The sequence below is a fragment of the Luteolibacter rhizosphaerae genome, assembly GCF_025950095.1.
In the GTDB taxonomy this organism is placed as follows: Bacteria; Verrucomicrobiota; Verrucomicrobiia; order Verrucomicrobiales; family Akkermansiaceae; genus Haloferula; species Haloferula rhizosphaerae.
This window is the reverse complement of record NZ_JAPDDR010000003.1, coordinates 443,608-464,099: the sequence shown is the minus strand read 5'-3', so window position 1 is coordinate 464,099 and position 20,492 is coordinate 443,608. Positions and strand designations below refer to the sequence as shown.

Here is a 20,492-nt window from a genome sequence, read left to right as displayed (position 1 = left end):
AAATGGGCATAGTGAGGCCATGAGCACTTTCTACAAAACCATGGACTCACCCGTGGGCACACTCACGTTGGTAGCGGAGGACGATGCCCTAGCCGCGATCCTCTGGGAGAACGATCCACCTGAACGGGTGCGCTTGGGGCCGATGGCAGAGAAGCCCGAGCATCCCGTCTTGGTCGAAGCGGAGAAGCAGTTGCACGCCTACTTCGCCGGCAAGCTGGAGCGCTTTACCCTGCCCCTCGCATTCAAAGGCACCGATTTCCAGAAAAAGGTCTGGGCAGCACTCACCACCATCCCCTTCGGCGAAACCCGCAGCTATGCGGAGATCGCGAAGCAGGTTGGCAGTCCGGGCGCGGTACGGGCCGTCGGCGCGGCGAATGGCAAGAACCCGATCTCCATCGTCGCGCCCTGCCACCGCGTGATCGGCTCGAACGGGAAGCTCACCGGCTTCGCAGGCGGGCTGGAGGCAAAGGCTTTCCTGCTCCGGATGGAAGCGAAGGACGATTTCCCGGCCTTGAAGTGGTAAGGGATTCGCGCCGGGCAGCGTGAATTTCCGCGAAATACCTCGCTACCCTTTCCGCCAAGTCGTATGGCGGACCCCTTGGCACCCCCGGCCGGGATTTCCCACTGCACTCCCGTGAAAATCACCCTGAACGATTCCATCCCAGAAACGAAGCGCCCCGAAGTGGAGGAGCTGGTGAAGACCTTCATCAAATCCCCGGAGATCGTGTGGCTGCCAAGCCGCTTCCCGCGCTACGTGATGTTCATCGAGCCGGGGCCAAACGGCAGTGCGGAGCCGGAGAACGGCTCGATCTTCGAGTCCCCGCAATCGGGAAAGCGCTCGCTGTCCTCCGTCACCAATTTCCTCGAAGACCGGATCAAGCTCTGCCTGAGCGGCAGGCAGTAGGCATCAGGTGTCGCGATATTCCTTGTTACCGGTCGCATCGCGGCTACTGTAATTCGTTTCGTAAGGGGCTAAGGGCCTTTTGTCGGGATCCTCGGATTCCGCCGCCATGGAGAGCGCGAGATCATTTCGATTTCGCCCGCCATGAAAGTTGCTTTGTCGACCCGTCATATCGCCTTTATCGGCAATTATCCGCCGCGGAGATGCGGCATCGCCACGTTTACTGCCGATATCTGCGAGGCAATCGCTTCTGAATTTCCTGCAACGAGTTGCTTTGCAGGAGCAATGAACGATCGGGCGGAGGGCTATGACTATCCCACCAGGGTACGCTTCGTAATCGATCAGAACGATCCCGAATCCTACACCCGAGCGGCCGAGTTCCTTCACATCAACAATGTGGAGGTTGTCTCTCTCCAACATGAGTTCGGTATCTACGGCGGCCCGGCCGGAGCGCACCTGTTAGGCTTTCTGGACCAGCTGAAGAAGCCCGTGGTGACCACGCTCCATACCGTCTTGAAAGAGCCGGATCCGGCGCAACGCCACGTAATGGAACGGCTCGACCAACTCTCGCGACGCTTCATTGTAATGGCGGAGCGGGGGCTACGTCTGCTCGTGGAAACTTACGGGATCGAGCGTGACAAGATCGACCTCATCCCCCACGGCGTGATCGACATGCCCTTTGTGGACTCGAATTTCTACAAGGACATCTTCAATGCCGAGGGAAAAACAGTGCTGCTCACCTTCGGCCTTCTCTCTCCGAACAAGGGGATAGAATCCGCAATCGAGGCACTGCCTGGCATTCTGGTTGAGAACCCGGATGTCGTCTATTTGGTGGTAGGGGCCACTCATCCTCACCTGATCGCGAGCCAAGGAGAAGCGTACCGCGAAGGACTCCAGGCGCTGGCGCGGCAACTGGGAGTGCAGGACCAGGTGGTTTTCCATGACTGTTTCGTTTCGATGGAAGAGCTCAAAGAGTTCATTGGCGGGGCGGACATCTATATCACTCCCTACCGGAACGAGGAACAGATCACGTCTGGAACGCTGGCCTACACCTTCGGCGCGGGAAAGGCGATCATCTCTACGCCCTACTGGCATGCCTTGGAACTGCTTGCTGAGGAGCGGGGAGTGCTTGTCCCCTTCGCCGACCCTGGAGCGATCGCCACCGCGGTGAACGATCTCCTGAAGCATCCCACCCGGATGACCGCGATGCGGAAAAAGGCCTGGAAGGAAGGCCGCAAGATGACTTGGCCGCACGTGGCCCGGCGCTACATGGAGAGTTTCGATCTGGCACGTGCGGGTCTGAGCGCGATGTCCTCCTCCGCGATGGAAGAACGCGAGTCCACGCGGGAGCGCTACGCCGTCCCACCTGCGAAACTGGACCACCTCTTCCGGATGACCGATCACACGGGAATTTTCCAGCACGCGATCTACAACGTACCGAACTATCACGAGGCTTACTGCACCGATGACAATGCGCGGGCCTTCATCTTCACGATCCTCCATCAGGAAGAACACGGAGCGGACACGAGAATCGATGCGCTGGCGAGCACCTATCTGGCCTTCCTTTGGTATGCCTTTGATGCAAACACGCGCCGCTTTCGGAACTTCATGAATCACGAGCGGCAGTGGCTGGAGAGCAAAGGCTCCGAAGATAGCCACGCCCGGGCGCTCTGGGCAGCGGGTACCGCTCTGGGCCGCTCTGCAAACGAAGGCTATCGCAATCTCTGCGCCCTCCTTTTCCAGCGAGGACTGCCTGCGGTAAAGCACTTCAGCTCGCCGCGGGCTTGGGCTTTCACCTTGGTGGCCATCCACGAGTACTTGCGAGCCTTCACCGGGGACCGGGAGGTAGCCAGGATGCAAGATATTCTGGTAGCCCGGCTAATTGATCTCTTCCACGCCAATTCCGGTCCCGGCTGGCGTTGGTTCGAACGTATCGCCACCTACGACAATGCGAAGCTACCCCATGCCCTCATCATTTCCGGAAAAGCCCCGGCGGTGGAGATCGGCCTCAGCTCGCTGGCTTGGCTAATCGAACAGCAAACGGGGGACGGCGGACAATTTTCACCGATAGGCTGCCATGGCTTCTGGCCACGCGAAGGCGAAAAGGCCCGGTTCGACCAACAGCCGGTGGAAGCACACGCAATCATCTCCGCCTGCACCGCTGCGTACGAAGTCACTGGTGACGTAGCTTGGTCCGGCCATGCCTTGCGTTGCTTCGAATGGTTCCTTGGCCGCAACGATCTTGGTCTACCACTTTACGACGAGAGTTCCGGAGGATGCCGCGACGCCCTCCTGAGAGATCATATCAATCAGAACCAAGGAGCCGAATCGACGCTCGCATTCCATCTGTCGCGAATCGATCTGAGCCGACAACACCGCATTTCCGCTGCCCTTTCATGACCCCGATCTCACCCGTCTCCACGGGGATTCACATCCGCCCGAACAACTCCCGCGTTCTCGTTCGTGCCTTCATTCCGGGAGATCGCAGTTCGATCCTCCGGATTATCGAGAGGGCAATGGTGCTCAGCGAAGATGAGATCGCCACCCGGCTCCAGCAACTCCATGTCCATTTCGATGCAAGACATCAGGGGCTCGGGAAGGTTTGGCTGCGGCACTATGACAAGATCAAGGGACACGTACCGCACAACGACTCGCTCTCCGATGAGCGCCGACTTTACATCGGTGCATTGTTCTCCGGAGAATATGCTTTGGAGTCCGCCGCTCTCTTCAACCCTTCGATAGTTCCCCACCCCGACCAAGGAGGTCTGAGCACAGGCGAGCTCCGCTTCATCATGAGCCTCCGTGCCACGGGAGAAGGCCACATTTCGTCCATAGCCTTTCGCACCGGTATCATCCGTGGCGACCATACCATTGTGATGGAGGAGCCTTCCCGATTCGTGACCGCTCCGGATCTGAAAGCGGATCCTTCCTTCCGACGCGTCACCTTCTTCCACAAACTTCACGAAATGGACTTCGACAGCGTGTGGACCCGCGAGCTAATGCAATCGCTGGGGGACCGCTTCACCCGTAGTGAAATGAACTCGGCCATCCGCACGGCTGGCGGTGCCACGCGCGAGGCCTCCCGGGCAGCGCGGCGCACGGTCGAATGCATGCGGTGGCTGGCGGAGGTGAATTACGAGGTCGACTTCACGCCGGCAGTGGCGCTTTCGGAACGCGTCATATTCCCCTCCTCACCCACGGAGAGCAATGGCATGGAGGATGCGAGATTCGTCCACTTCACGAACGACGACGGATCGGTGACTTACTACGCCACTTACACCGCATATAACGGGAGGGCGATCCTGCCACAGCTACTGGAAACCCAAGACTTCCTGAACTTCCGGGCTTCGACCTTGAATGGTCCTTCCGCCCGCAACAAGGGCATGGCGCTCTTCCCCCGGAAGATCCACGGGAAATATGCGATGATCTCGCGTCATGATGAAGAAAACCTCTTCCTGATGTATTCCGATGACATTCACCTCTGGCAGGACGCTCTCCTGCTGCGACGGCCTCGGGAGGAATGGGAGGCCGTCAAGATCGGAAACTGCGGATCACCAATCGAAACGGAAGCCGGGTGGCTGGTCCTGACCCACGGGGTCGGGCCGATGCGACGTTATTGCATCGGCGCGATGCTCCTTCAGCTCGAAGACCCCTCGATCGTCCTAGGACACCTGGTCATGCCGCTGATCGAGCCTGACGAACCCGTGAGAAACGGCTACGTCCCCAACGTTGTTTATACCTGTGGTGCCATGGCACATGCGGGAAAGCTGATCCTCCCCTACGGCTTGAGCGACACTTCCACGGCCATTTCCACAGTCGACCTTGCCGAGCTGATTGCCGCGCTCAAACCTGTTGGGTGATTTGGAGGAGGATACACCTCCGCAGCACCGGCGAAGCAGGACACCGCCCGGCATCGGCGCGGAACGAAAAAGCGGCACCCCGCGAGGAGTGCCGCCGTGAAGATCATCGCTCGGGAGCCGCTCAGTAGCGCCGGCCGCCGGAGGGCTTGCCACCGCCATAGCCGCCGCCGCCACCACCACCGCGCTCTTCGCGGGCCTGGGCCTCGTTCACCTTGAGATTGCGGCCGTCCAGTTCCTTGCCGTGAAGGGCGGTGATCGCGCTCTGCATCGAGGCAGGCGAATCCATGGTCACAAAGGCGAAGCCGCGGGGTTGGCCGCTATCGCGGTCCACCGGGAGGTGGACATCGGTCACCTTGCCATGCTGGGAAAACAGGGCTTCGATGTCCTGTTTGGTCGTCTTGAACGACAGATTGCCTACATACATTTTCATAACATCCGGTGGTCCGCGCCTTGCGCGTGTCTCTGCAACTGTTCCCGTTCGTCGGGTTTCAGATCACCACCGAATTTGTCAGACTCGCCTGGCAATACTCCAGGCCTTGATCTTGCCAAGGCGTGAACCAACAGGGCACGATAGGGGGCGGCCCGCCGAGAAGCGACAAGAATCTCGAAATCCCCCCGCTTATGTTCCGGACACTCATTCTCCTCTTCCTCGCCCTGCTCGCAAGCTGCTCCACCCGGGCACCTGAGGAAGCAGCAGAGTTATCACCCCAGATCACTTGGGGATCGAAGCCGCTAAAGCCGGTCTACGGGAAGGGCCTCAACGGCAGAATCGTGGACGGAGTGAAAGTCTACACCGTGACCGTGGCTCTGTACGCGACGAAGGAAGGCAAGGTGGAACACGCGGAAGTGGTCCGCTCCGATGCTCCGCTGAAACTCCAATGGGTCAGCGTGCGCGCCGTGAGAACCTTCAAGCTTCCTCCCATGAAGAGGTCTCGCATCCTTTATCAAACCTTCTACTACAAGGGTTACGAGGTGAAACCCGATTGACGCCACGGCGCGTCTCGATCACTCATCCACTCATGAAACCCGCCTTCCGTCCCGCTCTGCTGCTCGCCCTCCTTCTAGCCGGCTGCGCGGCCGAACCACCGATTGACCCGACCAAGACCTCCTATTTCGTCGACGTGGAGTACACGATCGGCACAGACGGCAAGTCGAGCAACGCAAAGGTGATCAAGACCGATGCGCCGAAACAGCTCCAGGAGGAAGCCATTCACGAAGTGAACCGCTACCGTGCCGAACCGGGCGTCCAACCGGCCAAGGCCCGTCGCACGATCGAGTTCGCGGTGGAGCCTGGCTCCTCTCCGCAATGAGTTGAGGGGCCTCGGGGCCCTTTGGATAGGGGAGGACTTCCCTTTTCCGTCCCTGATGAGTTGGCCGCCATGCTTCCCACTCGCCAGACGGATCGGGCTGGTTAGAGTATCGGGTCATGACCCCGTCCGTCTCAGACTACGAGAAGCTCGGTGCCTTCTACTTAGGCCGCGAGTATGATCTGGATACCAAGTCCGCCGAGGGCGAGCTGGTGCTCTACGACTCGAAGGACCTCGTAACCCACGGTGTGGTCCTCGGCATGACCGGCTCCGGCAAGACCGGCCTCTGCCTCGCGCTGCTGGAGGAAGCGGCGATGGATAACATCCCTGCGATCGTGATCGATCCGAAGGGCGATATCTCGAACCTTCTGCTCACCTTCCCGAATCTCGCCGCAGCTGACTTCCGCCCGTGGATCAACGAGGACGATGCCGCGAAGAAGGATGTCTCTCCCGACGAGTTCGCCGCGAAGACCGCGGAGACTTGGAAAAAGGGCCTCGCCGATTGGGGTCAGGCACCGGAGCGCATCGCCCAGCTCAAGGAGAAGGTGGACATCAACATCTTCACCCCCGGCTCGAGGGCGGGCATCCCGGTGTCCATCCTCAGCTCGCTGGAGGCACCGCCCTTCGAGATCATGGACGATGCCGAGCTGCTGGGAGAGCGGATCGAAAGCACCGTCTCCTCCCTGCTCTCGCTGGTAGGGGTGGATGCCGATCCGATCCAAAGTCCGCAAGCGATCCTGCTCTCCACGATCTTCCAGAAGGAATGGCAGGCGGAGCGCGATATCACGCTGGAGACCCTGATCCGCCACATCCAGAAGCCAGCCTTCGACAAGGTGGGCGTGATCGATCTGGAAAGCTTCCTGCCGCCGAAAGACCGGCAAGCGCTCGCGCTGAAGTTCAACAATCTCCTCGCCTCGCCCGGCTTCGCCACTTGGCTTGAGGGTCCGCCGCTGGACATCGCGAAGATGCTGCACGCGCCGGATGGCAAGCCGCGCATCTCGATCTTCTCGATCTCCCATCTCGGCGATGCGGAGCGCATGTTCTTCGTGAGCCTGCTGCTGAACCAGACGCTCGGCTGGATGCGGGCGCAGAGCGGCACGACCTCGCTGCGCGCCCTGCTCTACATGGACGAGATCTACGGCTACCTGCCGCCCTCCGCCAATCCGCCGAGCAAGCGCCCGATGATGACGCTGCTGAAGCAGGCCCGCGCCTTCGGCCTCGGCTGCTTGCTCGCCACGCAGAACCCGGTGGATCTGGACTACAAGGCGCTCTCGAACATCGGCACCTGGTTCCTCGGTCGTCTCCAGACGGAACGCGACAAGCTGCGCGTGCTCGATGGGCTGGAAGGAGCCGCCGGCTCACAGAACGCGAAATTCGATCGCGGGGAGATGGAGAAGCTGCTCTCCGGCTTGGGAAACCGGGTCTTCCTGATGAACAACGTGCACGAGGATCATCCGGTGCTCTTCCACGTGCGCTGGGTGATGAGCTACCTGACCGGGCCTCTCACCCGCAGCAGCATCAAGGCGCTGATGGACCCGAAGCGCACAGCCTTCGGCAGCGGCAAGGAGGAGACCAAGGCAGCCGCCGGAGCCAATCCGATGGCGATGCCGGGAATGGCCGCCGAACCCGCTGCGACACCCTCAGCTCGTCCGCTCGTGGGCAATGGCATCGTCGAAAAGTTTGCCCCTCCCGCAGGCGATGCTTCAGAGGTGGTTTATCGCCCTCACCTGCTCCGCGTGGGCACCGTCCACTTCACGTCCGCGAAGACCGGGGTGGATGGCAGCCGCAAGGTGCGAAAGGTGAATGCCATTCTCCCTGAAGCAATCGATTGGGACAAGGACTTGCCGCCTCCCCTCAAGCCCGAGGAACTCGGCTCCGACCCGGCCGCTGGCGCGGGCTTCGCCCCCCTGCCCGGCTTCGCGATGAATGCCGCGAACTACAAGCAGGTGGAAAAAGACTTCGCCGAATGGCTGTATCGCAACGAGCGCGCGGATGTTTTCTCCTGCGCCGCTCTCAAGGCTTACTCGCAGCTCGGTGAATCCGAAGCGGAGTTCCGCACCCGGCTGACCCAGCAATCCCGTGAAGCCCGCGATGCCGCGCTCGCGAAGGTCCGCGCCGCGACCAACAAAAAATTGGATACCCTGCAAGGCCGCCTCCAAACCGCGGAGGCCGGACTGGCCCGCCAAAAGGCGGAGTCTCAAGGCGCCATGGTTCAGGCAGGAGCCTCGATCCTGGGCGGGCTACTCGGCGGTCTACTCGGCCGGAAAGGCCGCGGCGGCTCGCTGATCACGAAGGGCACCAGCGTCTACAAGCAGCGCCAGGATGTAGGGGCGGCCGAAGACAAGGTGGAGGCGGTCCAAGAGGACATCGCCATCATCGAGAAAGAACTGCAGGCCGAGATCGAGGAACTCACCCGCAGCTACGATCCCGCATCACTGCAACTGGAAACGGAAAGCGTGAAACCCACCAAGACGAACGTGAAGGTGGATTCCATCGCGCTCCTCTGGCTGCCCTACGATGCCCGTGGCGAGCGTGCCTGGTGACCGGAAATGACAAAATATCGGGAAATTAATCCGACACAAGATTATTATAATCAGAAGATTAGATCAATTTTACCTGTCCTCCGACTTGCGCGCTTCCGAACCAAGCCGAGAGTCTTGCCGAACCCCAAAACACAATTATGGGCGACAAGAATCCAAAAGCACTACGGAAGCTCCACGCTCAGCAAGAGCAGCAGAAGAAGCACAAGGCCGAGGAGAACCAGCGCTTGCAGCAACGCATACACGATCTCCATGAGATGAAGCATCCGCACGAACCGCAGGGATCATGATCCGCACCGGTTTGATCTACTTCTAAAAAAAGCGCCGCTCCACCTCGGAGCGGCGTTTGCCGTTCTGAATCCGTATTTCCCTGAGCGGAAAAATATTTTGGAGAAAACTCCTAGCCGGAGGCGCTGATGCGTCGTCCCTTGACGCTCTTGGGGCGCCCAGTACCCGTTATTAATATGAAAACCAGACACCTGTTCGCGGCCGCACTTGCCGCATCCCTCGGCCTGAACTCCGCTTTCGCCGGCGGCGAAGGGTGGACGCAAGATTTCGAGACCGCCAAGAAACAGGCGGCCGAGGAAAAGAAGGACCTTCTGATCGACTTCACCGGCTCCGACTGGTGCCCGCCCTGCAAAGCGCTGACCGCCCAAGTCCTCTCGAAAGAAGAATTCCGCACCCTGACCAAGGATAAGTTCGTGCTCGTGGAGCTGGATTTCCCGCGTCAGGAGGAAAACGTGAAGAAGCAGTCCGATGCGGACCGGGAGCGGAACCAGAAGCTGCTTGAGCAGTATGGGGTGGAAGGCTTCCCGACGCTCATTCTGACGGATGCGGGCGGCAAGCCGTACGCTTACACTGGATTCCAGCCCGGCGGCCCGGAGGAGTATGTGAAGCACCTCGACGAGCTGCGCACGAAAGGCGAGACCATGAAGGGCTCGCTGGAAAAAGCGGAGAAGAGCGAAGGCGTGGAGAAGGCCAAGGCCCTTGTCTCCGCTCTGGGCGATCTGCCGGACATGGCCGTCACGAATTTCTACCCGACCGTGGTTTCCCAGATCAAGGAAGCCGACCCGAAGGACGAGACCGGCTACGCCAAGAAGCTCTCGGAGAAGGCCCAGATGGCGGAGTTCGAAGCAGGCCTGCAGGAATTCGGTGCGAAGCAGGACATGGAAGGTGCTCTCGGCCACGTCGACAAGGCTCTGGAAAGCGGCAAGTTCTCCGGCGAAAACAAGCAAAAGGCCCTGCTGATGAAGGTCAGCATCCTGGCCAACATGGGTAAGTTCGACGACTCCCTGAAGTTCCTTGAAGAAGCCAAGGCCGCTGCTCCGGATAGCGAGATCGCGGGACAGTTGGACGGCTTCAAAGCCCAGCTTGAACAGGCCAAGGCCGGTGCTGCGGGCGGGGCTGAGAAGGCGCCCAAGGAAGAAGAAAAGGAAGAGACTGAAAAGTAAGGAGTTATCCTAGGATCTCAGGCCCTGCGGAATACCTCCGCAGGGCCTTTTTCGTGTCGACGGCCTAAATTTGAAAAGGCTCATTTTTGTTCGAGTGAACATCTTTTTGCGTTGACGGAGCTGTTCAGCCCGGGCCAGAGTCCGCGCATCCCAACTAGACTGAATTATGGCTAAAACATCCGAAGATTCCTCCGACAAGCTCGCCGACGCCCGCAAACGCAACCTCGATCTGGCGATTTCCAGCATCCAGAAGGAATTCGGTGAGGCCGCCATCATGCGCATGGGCGATGGCCACCGCGTGGACGTGGATGTGATCCCGACCGGGAACCTCTTGATCGACCGCGCGCTCGGCGTGGGAGGCTTCCCGCGCGGCCGCATCATTGAAGTTTTCGGTCCGGAATCTTCCGGTAAGACCACTCTTACCCTGACGGCGATTGCCCAGGCCCAAAAGAAGGGCGGACTGGCCGCCTTCATCGACGTGGAGCACGCGCTCGACCCGCAGTATGCGAAGATGCTGGGTGTGAATCTGGACGACCTGCTGGTCTCCCAGCCCTCCTCCGGTGAAGAAGCTCTGCAGATCTGCGAGGCCCTTGTCCGCTCGAATGCCATCGACGTCATCGTGCTCGACTCCGTGGCCGCGCTGGTCACCAAGCAGGAACTCGACGGCGAAATCGGCGACTCCACCGTGGGTGCTCAAGCCCGCCTGATGAGCGCGGCGATGCGCAAGCTGACCAGCTTCATCTCCAAGGCCCGCACCGTCTGTATCTTTACCAACCAGATCCGCGAGAAGATCGGCGTGATGTTCGGTAATCCGGAAACGACCCCGGGTGGTCGTGCGCTGAAATTCTTCGCCTCCGTCCGCATCGATATCCGCCGCATCGGCCAGATCAAGGCGACGGATGGTTCCACTCAGGGCAGCCGCACCAAGATCAAGGTGGTGAAGAACAAGGTCGCGCCGCCTTTCACCGAGTGCGAGTTCGACATCATGTATAACGAGGGCATCTCCTCGGTCGGCTCCTTGCTCGACCTGGCACTTGAGATGGATCTGATCCAGAAGCGCGGTTCGTGGTTCGCTTACAACGGCACCCAGCTCGCCCAAGGTCGCGATGCGGCAAAGGACGCGCTCAAGGCGGACGAGGCCCTCTACAACGAGATCTCCGACAAGGTGCGCGAGAAGCTCGACTCGGCGAAGAAGAAGTAATCACGCAAGCAGCGAACGGTTCACATCGAGTTCGCGTTCGATGGGGCGGCGGTCATGGACCGCCGCTTTTTCGTTGAGGCCCCGATGAAGGATGAGAGGATAAGAACAAGAGATGAGTGATTCCCAAACGAATGCCGCGCTCCGCCCGCTGGCTGTCCTGATCGATGCCGACAATGCCCGGGCCGCGGTGATTCCTTCGGTGCTGGCGGAGGTCGCGACCTACGGCACCGCCAGCGTGAAGCGGATCTACGGCGATTGGACCAAGGATCACCTGAAGAGCTGGAAGGACCAATTGTTGAAGCATTCGATCCAGCCGATCCAACAGTTCGGTTACACCACGGGCAAGAATGCAACCGATAGCGCGATGATTATCGATGCGATGGATCTGCTCTACACCAACCGCTTTTCAGGCTTCTGCCTCGTGACCAGCGATAGCGACTTCACCCGCCTAGCCGCACGGATCCGCGAGCAGGGTCTCAATGTCTACGGCTTCGGTGAGAAGAAGACCCCCGCCCCCTTCGTAGCGGCCTGCGACAAGTTCATCTACACCGAGGTAATCGAAGCCGCCGCACAGGAAGCCTCGGGAGGAGAAGGCACGGGTACCACGATCAAGAAACTGAGCAGCGCCGAACTGAAGAAGGAGCAGAAGCTGATCAATGCCATCCGCAAGGCGATCGAAGCCATCACGGACGACGAGGACGAATGGGCCTCCTTGGGCGGAGTCGGCTCCAGCCTCACCAAGCTCATGCCGGACTTCGATTCAAGGAACTACGGCTACGCCCGCCTCAGCGATTTGGTAAAAGCCATCGGCATCTTCGACGTGCAGAAGACCGACAAGCACGTGCTGATCAAGCCGCGGGTAGCGAAGTGATTGCCGATCTTCCGTCATGTCTCCGTTACGCGGCAAAGCGGAATTACTGATCCTGCGTCTGAGGTAACAACAGGTAAGGGGTGGCCTTCGGACCCCATGGGGTATCCTCTCCCGTCGTCTGGAGAAAGCGACCGCTTGCACCGGTCCGAATGTAACCGCTCTCTTCGTCGATGTTCATCCCTGCAACGCTATTATCGAGCTTGAGAACCACTGCTTTGCCTCCATACACGTCGGAATCGAAGGTCCATAGCGCACCGCCAAGCTTGCTGGCGGCGACCACTACAGGGCGACCAGGATCACCGGAACTCTTCTGGCCCAAGCCCGGCGCGGCCATGATATAGCTGTATCCCACCTCACCGGCTTGGAGCGCCTGCAGAGGGCTTAAGTCATCGTCCGGTTTCCGGGGAGAGAATGAAGTTTTGCACCAGAAAGGCTTCTCCGATTTCAGGCCGACGACAATCAACTGGCGGAAGTAGTCGTTCGAGTGATCCCCGCTCAGCTTGAACCCAGCCTTGGCTTCTTCCGGGAGCTTCAAAGCGGTGGCATCATCGGGAAAGCTGCCATATTCGCTATCGAACTCGAAGAGCGACGCCCCGATCTGGCGCAGGCCGCTCAGGGCCTTTACGTGGGCCACCGCCTTCTTCTGCTTGATGATCACCGGCCTCATCACCACCACAAGAGCGATCAGGACAATTGCTCCTAGAATCCAGAGGACTCGAACTTGGCTCCGGCTCGCGGGTGGTTTCGATTCGCTTGAAGCCATGGATTAGCGTTTCTTGGGCTGCGGGGCGCGAAGGAAGGGCGTGGCATCTGCACCCCACGGCGTGTTTTCGCCGGTGGTCTGGAGGTAGCGACCTGCAACTCCGGTCGCGATGAACTTATTGTCCGTCCGGACGTTGATGGCCGCAGCGCTGTTATCAAGCTTCAGAACGATTGCCTTTTCACCGAAGGCTCCGGGGTCGAAAGTCCAGTCGGCGCGTGCTTGATAAGACGCTGCAACGATCACGGGGCGGCCGGGATCACCTGAGCTGCTTTGACCCTTGGTCGGAGCGGCCATGATGTAGCTGAAGCCGACCTCACCCGGTTCAAGTGCCTTGTCCGCTCGCTGAAACTTGTCGTCGGGCTTCTTCGGCGAGAAGGAGGTCAGGCACCAGAAGGGCTTCTCGGACTTCAGCCCCGCGGCGAGAAGCTGGCGGAAGTAATCATTCGAGAACTCGCCGGTGAGCTTCAGCTCCGTGTGAGTCCGCTTGCGGACCTCGTTCGCCGTTTGGTCATCGGGGAAGCATCCGTAATCGCTATCGAATTCGAACAGCGACATGCCGATCTGTCGGATGTTGTTCAGTGCCTCGGTGCGATCCGAAGCCTTTCTCGACTTCAAGATCACCGGACTGCTCAGGCCTGCCAAAGCCATGACAATGAGGATGACGACAAGAAGCCATCCAAAGTGAGACCAATCGCGCCGCACGGGCGGGAGCTCGGCGGGCTCGGCTTGGGGTGGCGATGTCTCTTCGTTTTTCATCACCTTGGCGGGATCGCAGGCAGAGGGGCTACCATGACAGGGTCGTATCCCCATGGAACCCGAGCGCCGATGGTTTGTATATAACGGCCCGCCCCTCCGGTTAAGACGAACTTGGTCGCAGGATCAATTGTCAATGCAGCAACACTACCATCGAGCTTCAGAACAAGCGCCTTTCCTCCGAAGGTATTCGGATCGAAGGTCCAGTCCGCCCTAGCTTTGTCAGACGCTGCCGCAACCACTACCCACCCCGGAATGCCTGAACTAGAATAGCCTCTGACGTAACTGAATCCGACCTCGCCGGCTGCCAAGGCGCGAGCCTCGGAGCGGGAATGTGTGGGAGCATCGATCTGGCTGTCCGGTCGTTTCGGGGAGAAGGAGGTCTTGCACCAGTACACCTCTTCGTTCGTCAGGCCGCAGGCCATAAGCTGGCGGAAGTAGTCATTCGAATAGGTGCCGGAGAAGATCAGGGGGCTTCCGGTGTTTTCCCTCACATCTACTGCCGTATCGTCGTCCGGGAAGGTGCCGTACTCTCTGTCGAACTCGAACAAGGCGGTGCCCAACTGGCGGAGATTATTGAGGGCCTCGGCCTGCCGCGCGGCGGGACCTTGGCGACGGATCCACGGCATGGCGGCTCCGATGAGCCCGGCCAAAAGCACGAGCATGAGAATGAGATGCGCGAAGCGGAATCCCTTCCTGCGACGGGAAGCGGGAGAAGCAGACATAAGTCGGGGGAGGCAGAGGTGGAAGCACCCGGACGGGAGGGCAAGATCCTCCCGTCACCCATGAAACAAAAAGCCGGGAAGCCCGTGAGGGCTCCCCGGCTGGAGTGAATTAATCGATCGTGATCCGATCAGTTGCCACCGCCGCGGGGCTGCGGGGCACGGAGGATCGGGTTGGCGTCGGAACCCCAGGGGGTATTGTCACCCACGGTCTGGAGGTAACGGCCGGCCACACCGGTCGCGATGTACTTGTTGTCCACGCGGATGTTCATGGCCGCAGCGCTGTTATCCAGCTTCAGGACGATCGCCTTTTCGCCGTAGGGCTCGGGGTCGAAGGTCCAGTCGGTCTGAGCCTTGTAAGACGGCGAGACGACGACCGGGCGGCCCGGGTCACCGGAGCTGCTCTGGCCTTCGGTCTGGCTAGCCATGATGTAGCTGAAGCCGACTTCACCGGCTTCCAGCGCCTTGGCCGGGGTCTGATAGACATCGTCCGGCTTCTTGGGCGAGAACGAGGTTTTGCACCAGAAAGGCTTCTCGGACTTCAGACCGACAGCGATGAGCTGGCGGAAGTAGTCATTCGAGAAGGTGCCGGCGAAGTTCAGGCTCGTTCCGGTATTCTCCTTCACGTCTTCCGACGTGTTGTTGTCCGGGAAGGTGCCGTATTCGCTGTCGAATTCGAACAGGGACATCCCGATCTGGCGGATGTTATTCAGCGCTTCCGTGCGGTCGGCAGCCTTGCGCTGCTTCAGGATCACGGGAGCCGAGAGGCCCGCGAGGGCCGCGATGATCACGATCACCACGAGCAGCTCCACCAAGGTGAAACCGCCGTGCTGGCGATATTTGGCTTTCATGTTTTGGTTTTGGTTTACTGGTCTACTATGAGTGGGGCCGCTAAGTGCCCCGGTTTTATATGAATCCGCCACCGTCCGAAAACGGTAGAGGATCACGTGAAGCTAAGGCCGCCCGGGGGCGGTGCAAGGAGAAAGAAGCCCATCCTCAGCGGGAAAAGGCGGCTGCAAGCGCCGCCAGCGAGTCGCCGGAGGGCCGGTCCGCATCCAAGATGGCTTGGCGCTGCAGGGCGGTGAGTTCGGCGGCACCCTTTTTCGCCAGATCCAGCATGGCGCTCATCTCGTCGCCCGAGAAAACCGCCTCCTCGCCGCTCCCTTGGACTTCCACGAAATCCCCGCTCTCGGTCATCACCACGTTGAAATCGACCGCGGCTCCCTTGTCCTCGATGTAATCGAGGTCGAGGACCGGGTTTCCTTCCACGACCCCGGCGGAGATGGCGGAGACGAGCTTGGTGAGCGGGAAAGCCTTCAGCTTGCCCTGCGCCATCAGGCGGTTCAGCGCGATGGCCAAAGCGACGCAGCCGCCGGTGATGGAGGCGGTGCGGGTGCCGCCGTCCGCTTGGAGCACGTCGCAGTCGATCCAGATGGTGCGCTGGCCGAGCTTGCTCAGATCGGTGACGGCACGGAGGGCCCGGCCGATGAGGCGCTGAATCTCGGATGAGCGGCCATCAAGCTTGCCACGGGTGATATCCCGCTGCTTTCGCTCCAAGGTGGAGTAGGGCAGCATGCTGTACTCGGCGGTGAGCCAGCCGCCCTCCACCCGCTGCATCTTCATCCAGCGGGGTACGTCCTCCTCAATGGTGGCGGTGCAGATGACCCGGGTCTGGCCGAAGGAAACGAGTACGGAACCGGCGGCATACGGGGCGACGTGCGGGATGAAGGAGATCGGGCGGAGCTGGTCGGGCTGGCGGCCGTCGTGGCGAGCGAGAGACATGGGAAAAGTGAACGGAAGGGGCGGACCGATGGCAAGAGCCGGGGCGACTGCCTTTTCGGGCTTGGATTCCGGGGCGGTTCCGGTGTCCCCTGCCGCCGCGGATGAAGGAAACGCTGGCCGAACTGGAGCGCTGGGGCTCCGACGTGATTTTCGGCCGGGCGAAAGGCTTCCGGGCGAGCATGATGCGGCTGGCGATGAGCGCCTTGTCCGGCGTCTACCGCGTGGTGGTGCAGACGCGGCTGAAGATCTACCGCAAGCGCTGGCGCCAGCAGCACCATCTGGGCACGCTGGTGGTGAGCATCGGCAATCTGACGGTGGGCGGCACGGGCAAGACCCCGGTGGTGGAGCTGCTGGCCAAAACCTTGCGCGACCGCGGTCGGCGCGTGGCCATCCTGAGCCGCGGCTACAAGAGCCGGCGTCTGAAGGAGCCGCAGAATTGGAAGAGCAACGACGGAACGAAATTCCCGGCAGAGAAGATGCCGAAGCTGGTATCGACCGGGCGGGCGCTGCTGCTGGATTCGAAATTTGCCGGGGACGAGCCCTTCATGCTGGCCCGCAATCTGGATGGCGTGGCGGTGGTGGTGGACAAGGACCGGGTCAAGGGCGGGCGCTTCGCCGTCGGCCAACTGGGCGCGGACACCTTGGTGCTGGATGACGGCCTGCAGTACCTGCATCTCTCGCATGGCATGGACATCGTGCTGGTGGATCGCAGTGCTCCCTTCGGCACCGGCGCCCTGCTTCCGCGCGGAACCCTGCGCGAGCCGCCGCGGAATCTGTGCCGGGCGAGCTACATCCTGATCACCAAGTGTGACGGCACGCCGAACGACGCCCTGATCGAGAAGCTGCGTCGCCACAACCGCGTGGCTCCGATCATCGAGTGTACCCACGGACCGCGCTATCTGGAGGAGGTTTTCACGGGCGAGCGGAAGCCGCTGGAGTTCCTGCAGGACAAGTGGACGGCGGCGATCAGCGGGATCGCGGTGCCGGAAGGTTTCGAGCGCAGCATCGAAAAGCTCGGCGCGCGGGTGGAGATCCGGCGGCGCTTCTCCGATCATCACCGCTTCTCCCGCAAGGAGATCGACAAGTTCATGGAACGCTGCATCGAGCGGGACATGGAGCTGGTGGTGACGACGGAGAAGGATGCGGTGCGTTTCCCACGCCCGAAGGAGATCACGGTGCCGATCTACTTCCTGCGGATCGAGGTGGAGATCCTGAAGGGCCACGAGGCATGGGAGGATCTGATCACGCGGCTCTGCCATCCATCCGCACCGGGCGATCCGGTGCTGCGATATCGGGATGCCTACGCGCTCTGAGGAACGGTTGGAAAAGCGGGAAGGTTTTGTAATCGCCCGGCTCTAGCGCTCGAAAGTCCTTGAAGCAGTGGGCTTCCGACAGCATAACTCCGACGATTTATGAACTCTTCCTACAATCCCTACGCCGTGGGCTCGGTCTCGGAGGCTCCGATGGAGACCCGGACCGACTTCGTGCGGAAGACCTATCTTCACCTCGCGGGGGCAATCGGTGCCTTCGCGCTGATCGAGACGCTGCTGATCCAGATGGGCTTCGGCCGGATCGCATTGCAGTTGCTGGGTGCCAGCCGCTTCTCGTGGCTGATCGTGCTGGGCGCGTTCATGGGAGTCTCCTGGATCGCGAACAAGTGGGCGAACAACGGCGCCTCCAAGAGCACACAGTATGCGGGCTTGGTTCTCTACACCCTCGCGGAGGCGGTGATCTTCCTGCCGCTGATCATGATGGCGACGCTCTACGATCCCGCAGCCATCGGTAAGGCGGGCGTGGTGACGGGCTTCATGGTGCTGGGCCTGACGGCAATCGCTTTCACCACCAAGAAAGACTTCACCTTCCTGGGTGGCTTCCTGAAGGTCGGTTTCCTGATCGCTCTCGGTGTGATCCTCGCGGGAGTCTTCATGCCGGGCCTGATGAGCGGCATGGGCATCTGGTTCTCGCTGGCCATGGTGCTGCTGGCCTCCGGGTCGATCCTCTACAACACCAGCGCGATCATGTATCACTACGCGCCTGGCCAGCACGTGGCCGCCTCGCTGTCGCTCTTCGCGAGCGTGGCGCTACTGTTCTGGTATGTGCTCCAGCTGTTCATGTCGCGCGACTGAATGGGCTGAGACCTAAAACTGATTTCAAGGCGGCCGGGGGTGACTCCGGCCGCTTTTCTTGTGTGTAGGCGGGAGGGAGTCAGGATGGCGGGATGAAGCTGGGTGATGACTTGAAGAGTCCGGTGGCATTGCGGCTGAAGGGATGGCTATTCCTTATACTGGGTCTTGCCGCTGCGGGCTTGCTGATGGTGGAGGACTTCAGCTGGCCGCGACTCGGGCTTCTGACGATCGCGGTATGGGGGTTCTGCCGCTTCTACTACTTCCTGTTCCATGTGCTCCAAGGCTATGCGGGGAGGGATCGACCGTATGCGGGAGTGCTGGATGCGATGGGCTGGGCGCTACGCGGGCGGGAGGGAAAAGGTCAGGAAAAGTCATGAGATTCGGAAACGGGTGAGAGGGTGCAGGGTGCAAGGTCCGGGCTTGGTTCTGCAAGGGTTCAAGCAGGGGAGGATGGTAGGGACCAAAGCCAATCTAAAGCATAACTCATTAATGGTTAATATTTTTTAACTCAGTCGCGGTTAGTGGCACCCGGCTTGCGTCTGGGGATCCAGTAGCCCCGCCGGGGGCCGCGGGCAGGATTGCCTGTGGTCCGGGCGGGGATGAACCATCACCAGAAGAAAGCCATGAAAACCAACCTTACTCGACTCGCGCTAATCCTAGCGATCGCGCCGCTTAGCTCCGTTTCCGCTCAGGAAACCAAGACCGAAGAAACGAAGAAGACCACGACCACCACCACGGAGACGACAGTGGCCAAGGTGGCGGAACCCGGCACCATCGCTGCCGCGATCAATGACGGCGTGACCTTCTCGATCCTCTCGAAGGCGCTGAAAGCGGCGGACCTTGAAAGCACCCTCGGCACGAAGGGCTCCTACACGATCTTCGCTCCGACGGACGAAGCCTTCATGAAGCTGAAGGAAGGCACCCTCGACAAGCTGCTGCTGCCGGAGAACAAGGAGAAGCTGCGCTCGCTGCTGCTTTACCACGTGATTCCCGGCCAATTCACGTCCTCGGACTTGAAGGACGGTGAAGTCACCACCTCCAACGGGGAGAAGGTGGAAATCGACGTGGAAGCCGGCGGCAAGATCGAGGTGGAAGACAAGAAGGTGTTCAAGGCCGACCTGGTCCTCAGCAACGGCGTGATGCACTCGATCGGCGAAGTCATGGTGCCGAAGTCCCTCGATGGCTTCGCGAACTTGGATGAAGATTGATTCTTTTCTCCTCCGACCCGCTAACAGCCGTCTCCGGTTCGCCGGGGGCGGCTTTCTTCAAATCCCGGGGAGGGGTTGAAAATGGCGGGTTTATTGGAAAGGGGCCCGGTGACTTCCGCCTTGTCCCGGGGCCCGTGCTCCCCTAATTCCCCGTGCGCAGATGGATAACGCGATGCACCTTTACGAACGCCTGCCGCTCTACGGCACGGGCTTGGTCCTAGGGGTGTGGCTGGTGGCCCTGCATGCGGTGATGCTAGCGAAGCCGGAGCCGGTGCAGAAATTCCTGAAGCGTTTCCCGCGCGACAAGCAGATCGGTCAGGTGCTGCTGGCGATCGGCCTGCTGTGGTTCTGGCTGCTGGTGGCGAAGCCGGGCAAGGGCATCCTGCATGCGCTGGCGATGGATCTGGGCGAGTTCAACCCGCTGAAGAACTACCTGCGGATTTTGGTGCCGCTGGCGATCATCGGGGTGGGGATTGCGGTGAAGGAGTTTCTGGCGGTGCGGGCCTTGGGTTTGTTGGGTTTGATGGCGGCGGCACCCCTGTTGGACGCGGCGTTCCTGAAAGATCCGCAGAGCCGGTTGTTGGTGCCCACCTATGCTTTCGCGATGATCATCGCATCGCTTTACTTCGTGGGGATGCCTTACCTGTTCCGTGACGCGGTGACTTGGGCGACGGCCTCACAGAAGCGCTGGCAGGTTTTGAGCGCGAGCGGCCTTGCTTATGGAGTGGCGGTGATCGGCTGCGCGCTGATGTTCTGGAAAGGGTATTGAGACCGGGGGTGTTAGAGGGGACGCTCACTGCGTGAGGATTCCTTACGGGATGCGATGATGTGGTGAGGAGACCCGGCGCCGGGTGTGGCTATGATAAGGGGTTCCGTTGGGGTTCCGTTGGGACGCGTGGGAGACTTGGAGCTTCTGGTGAAGGGGGCGAAGTCGTTCCGCTAAGGGAGGGCGGGGTGAGCGCAGAGGTGCTTCGCCCGACCGTCCAAGCGGACTGAAGATCCGCGCT

The 20,492-nt window shown here is 60.6% G+C and carries 21 protein-coding genes; 15 read left to right on the top strand and 6 right to left on the bottom strand.

The window, feature by feature from the left end; translation table 11 throughout:
• The first annotated feature begins 19 nt into the window (after positions 1 to 19).
• The 4 genes from OJ996_RS07625 (at position 20) to OJ996_RS07610 (ending at position 4,761) form a co-directional block, all read left to right on the top strand.
• Positions 20 to 523: a methylated-DNA--[protein]-cysteine S-methyltransferase gene (locus OJ996_RS07625; RefSeq protein WP_264512893.1), complete on the top strand. Its 504-nt coding sequence runs from the start codon at positions 20 to 22 to the stop codon at positions 521 to 523.
• 111 nt (positions 524 to 634) lie between these two features.
• Entirely contained in the window at positions 635 to 904 is a 270-nt protein-coding gene (locus tag OJ996_RS07620; RefSeq protein ID WP_264512891.1) for a hypothetical protein, read from the top strand.
• Between the two features lie 282 nt (positions 905 to 1,186).
• A complete protein-coding gene (locus OJ996_RS07615) occupies positions 1,187 to 3,301 on the top strand; it encodes a glycosyltransferase family 4 protein (protein WP_264512889.1) in 2,115 nt (704 codons plus the stop codon).
• Positions 3,298 to 4,761 carry a glycoside hydrolase family 130 protein gene (locus OJ996_RS07610; protein ID WP_264512887.1) on the top strand — a complete coding sequence of 488 codons (1,464 nt, stop codon included), beginning with the start codon at positions 3,298 to 3,300 and terminating at the stop codon, positions 4,759 to 4,761. Before OJ996_RS07615 ends, OJ996_RS07610 begins: the two co-directional genes overlap by 4 nt.
• A gap of 121 nt (positions 4,762 to 4,882) precedes the next feature.
• Here OJ996_RS07610 and OJ996_RS07605 read toward each other — a convergent pair whose 3' ends face one another.
• Entirely contained in the window at positions 4,883 to 5,191 is a 309-nt protein-coding gene (locus OJ996_RS07605) for an RNA recognition motif domain-containing protein (RefSeq protein WP_264512884.1), read from the bottom strand.
• A gap of 191 nt (positions 5,192 to 5,382) precedes the next feature.
• Here OJ996_RS07605 and OJ996_RS07600 point away from each other — a divergent pair, with 191 nt between their 5' ends.
• The 6 genes from OJ996_RS07600 to OJ996_RS07575 all read left to right on the top strand — a co-directional run bounded on the left by OJ996_RS07600 (position 5,383) and on the right by OJ996_RS07575 (position 12,131).
• Positions 5,383 to 5,748 (top strand): hypothetical protein, encoded by a 366-nt coding sequence (locus OJ996_RS07600; protein ID WP_264512882.1) that lies wholly within the window; start codon positions 5,383 to 5,385, stop codon positions 5,746 to 5,748.
• A gap of 32 nt (positions 5,749 to 5,780) precedes the next feature.
• On the top strand, positions 5,781 to 6,071 hold the full coding sequence (locus OJ996_RS07595) for an energy transducer TonB (RefSeq protein WP_264512880.1): 291 nt from the start codon (positions 5,781 to 5,783) through the stop codon (positions 6,069 to 6,071).
• A 116-nt stretch (positions 6,072 to 6,187) separates the two neighbouring features.
• Positions 6,188 to 8,611 (top strand): ATP-binding protein, encoded by a 2,424-nt coding sequence (locus OJ996_RS07590; RefSeq protein WP_264512878.1) that lies wholly within the window; start codon positions 6,188 to 6,190, stop codon positions 8,609 to 8,611.
• Between the two features lie 461 nt (positions 8,612 to 9,072).
• Entirely contained in the window at positions 9,073 to 10,059 is a 987-nt protein-coding gene (locus OJ996_RS07585) for a thioredoxin family protein (RefSeq protein WP_264512876.1), read from the top strand.
• Between the two features lie 166 nt (positions 10,060 to 10,225).
• The gene (gene recA, locus OJ996_RS07580; protein WP_264512874.1) at positions 10,226 to 11,260 is read left to right on the top strand and encodes a recombinase RecA; all 1,035 of its coding nucleotides are present in this window, start codon (positions 10,226 to 10,228) and stop codon (positions 11,258 to 11,260) included.
• A gap of 112 nt (positions 11,261 to 11,372) precedes the next feature.
• The gene (locus OJ996_RS07575; RefSeq protein ID WP_264512872.1) at positions 11,373 to 12,131 is read left to right on the top strand and encodes an NYN domain-containing protein; all 759 of its coding nucleotides are present in this window, start codon (positions 11,373 to 11,375) and stop codon (positions 12,129 to 12,131) included.
• Positions 12,132 to 12,174: 43 nt separating this feature from the next.
• On the opposite strand, the gene OJ996_RS07570 is transcribed toward OJ996_RS07575, so the two are convergent.
• The 5 genes from OJ996_RS07570 to rph form a co-directional block, all read right to left on the bottom strand.
• Entirely contained in the window at positions 12,175 to 12,894 is a 720-nt protein-coding gene (locus tag OJ996_RS07570) for a hypothetical protein (RefSeq protein ID WP_264512870.1), read from the bottom strand.
• A 3-nt stretch (positions 12,895 to 12,897) separates the two neighbouring features.
• Entirely contained in the window at positions 12,898 to 13,650 is a 753-nt protein-coding gene (locus tag OJ996_RS07565) for a hypothetical protein (RefSeq protein ID WP_264512868.1), read from the bottom strand.
• Positions 13,650 to 14,372 (bottom strand): hypothetical protein, encoded by a 723-nt coding sequence (locus OJ996_RS07560; protein WP_264512867.1) that lies wholly within the window; start codon positions 14,370 to 14,372, stop codon positions 13,650 to 13,652. Before OJ996_RS07560 ends, OJ996_RS07565 begins: the two co-directional genes overlap by 1 nt.
• Before the next feature lie 128 nt (positions 14,373 to 14,500).
• A complete protein-coding gene (locus OJ996_RS07555) occupies positions 14,501 to 15,220 on the bottom strand; it encodes a type II secretion system protein (protein ID WP_264512865.1) in 720 nt (239 codons plus the stop codon).
• Between the two features lie 145 nt (positions 15,221 to 15,365).
• Positions 15,366 to 16,151 (bottom strand): ribonuclease PH, encoded by a 786-nt coding sequence (gene rph, locus OJ996_RS07550; RefSeq protein ID WP_264512863.1) that lies wholly within the window; start codon positions 16,149 to 16,151, stop codon positions 15,366 to 15,368.
• A 101-nt stretch (positions 16,152 to 16,252) separates the two neighbouring features.
• On the opposite strand from rph, the gene lpxK reads away from it, so the two are divergent.
• The 5 genes from lpxK to OJ996_RS07525 all read left to right on the top strand — a co-directional run bounded on the left by lpxK (position 16,253) and on the right by OJ996_RS07525 (position 20,254).
• Complete coding sequence (gene lpxK, locus OJ996_RS07545) at positions 16,253 to 17,464, top strand: tetraacyldisaccharide 4'-kinase (protein WP_264512861.1); 1,212 nt, start codon at positions 16,253 to 16,255, stop codon at positions 17,462 to 17,464.
• 99 nt (positions 17,465 to 17,563) lie between these two features.
• Positions 17,564 to 18,277 carry a Bax inhibitor-1/YccA family protein gene (locus OJ996_RS07540; protein WP_264512859.1) on the top strand — a complete coding sequence of 238 codons (714 nt, stop codon included), beginning with the start codon at positions 17,564 to 17,566 and terminating at the stop codon, positions 18,275 to 18,277.
• A gap of 92 nt (positions 18,278 to 18,369) precedes the next feature.
• Positions 18,370 to 18,654: a hypothetical protein gene (locus tag OJ996_RS07535; RefSeq protein WP_264512858.1), complete on the top strand. Its 285-nt coding sequence runs from the start codon at positions 18,370 to 18,372 to the stop codon at positions 18,652 to 18,654.
• A 246-nt stretch (positions 18,655 to 18,900) separates the two neighbouring features.
• On the top strand, positions 18,901 to 19,485 hold the full coding sequence (locus OJ996_RS07530; RefSeq protein WP_264512856.1) for a fasciclin domain-containing protein: 585 nt from the start codon (positions 18,901 to 18,903) through the stop codon (positions 19,483 to 19,485).
• Positions 19,486 to 19,657: 172 nt separating this feature from the next.
• A complete protein-coding gene (locus OJ996_RS07525; RefSeq protein WP_264512854.1) occupies positions 19,658 to 20,254 on the top strand; it encodes a hypothetical protein in 597 nt (198 codons plus the stop codon).
• Positions 20,255 to 20,492 lie beyond the last annotated feature (238 nt).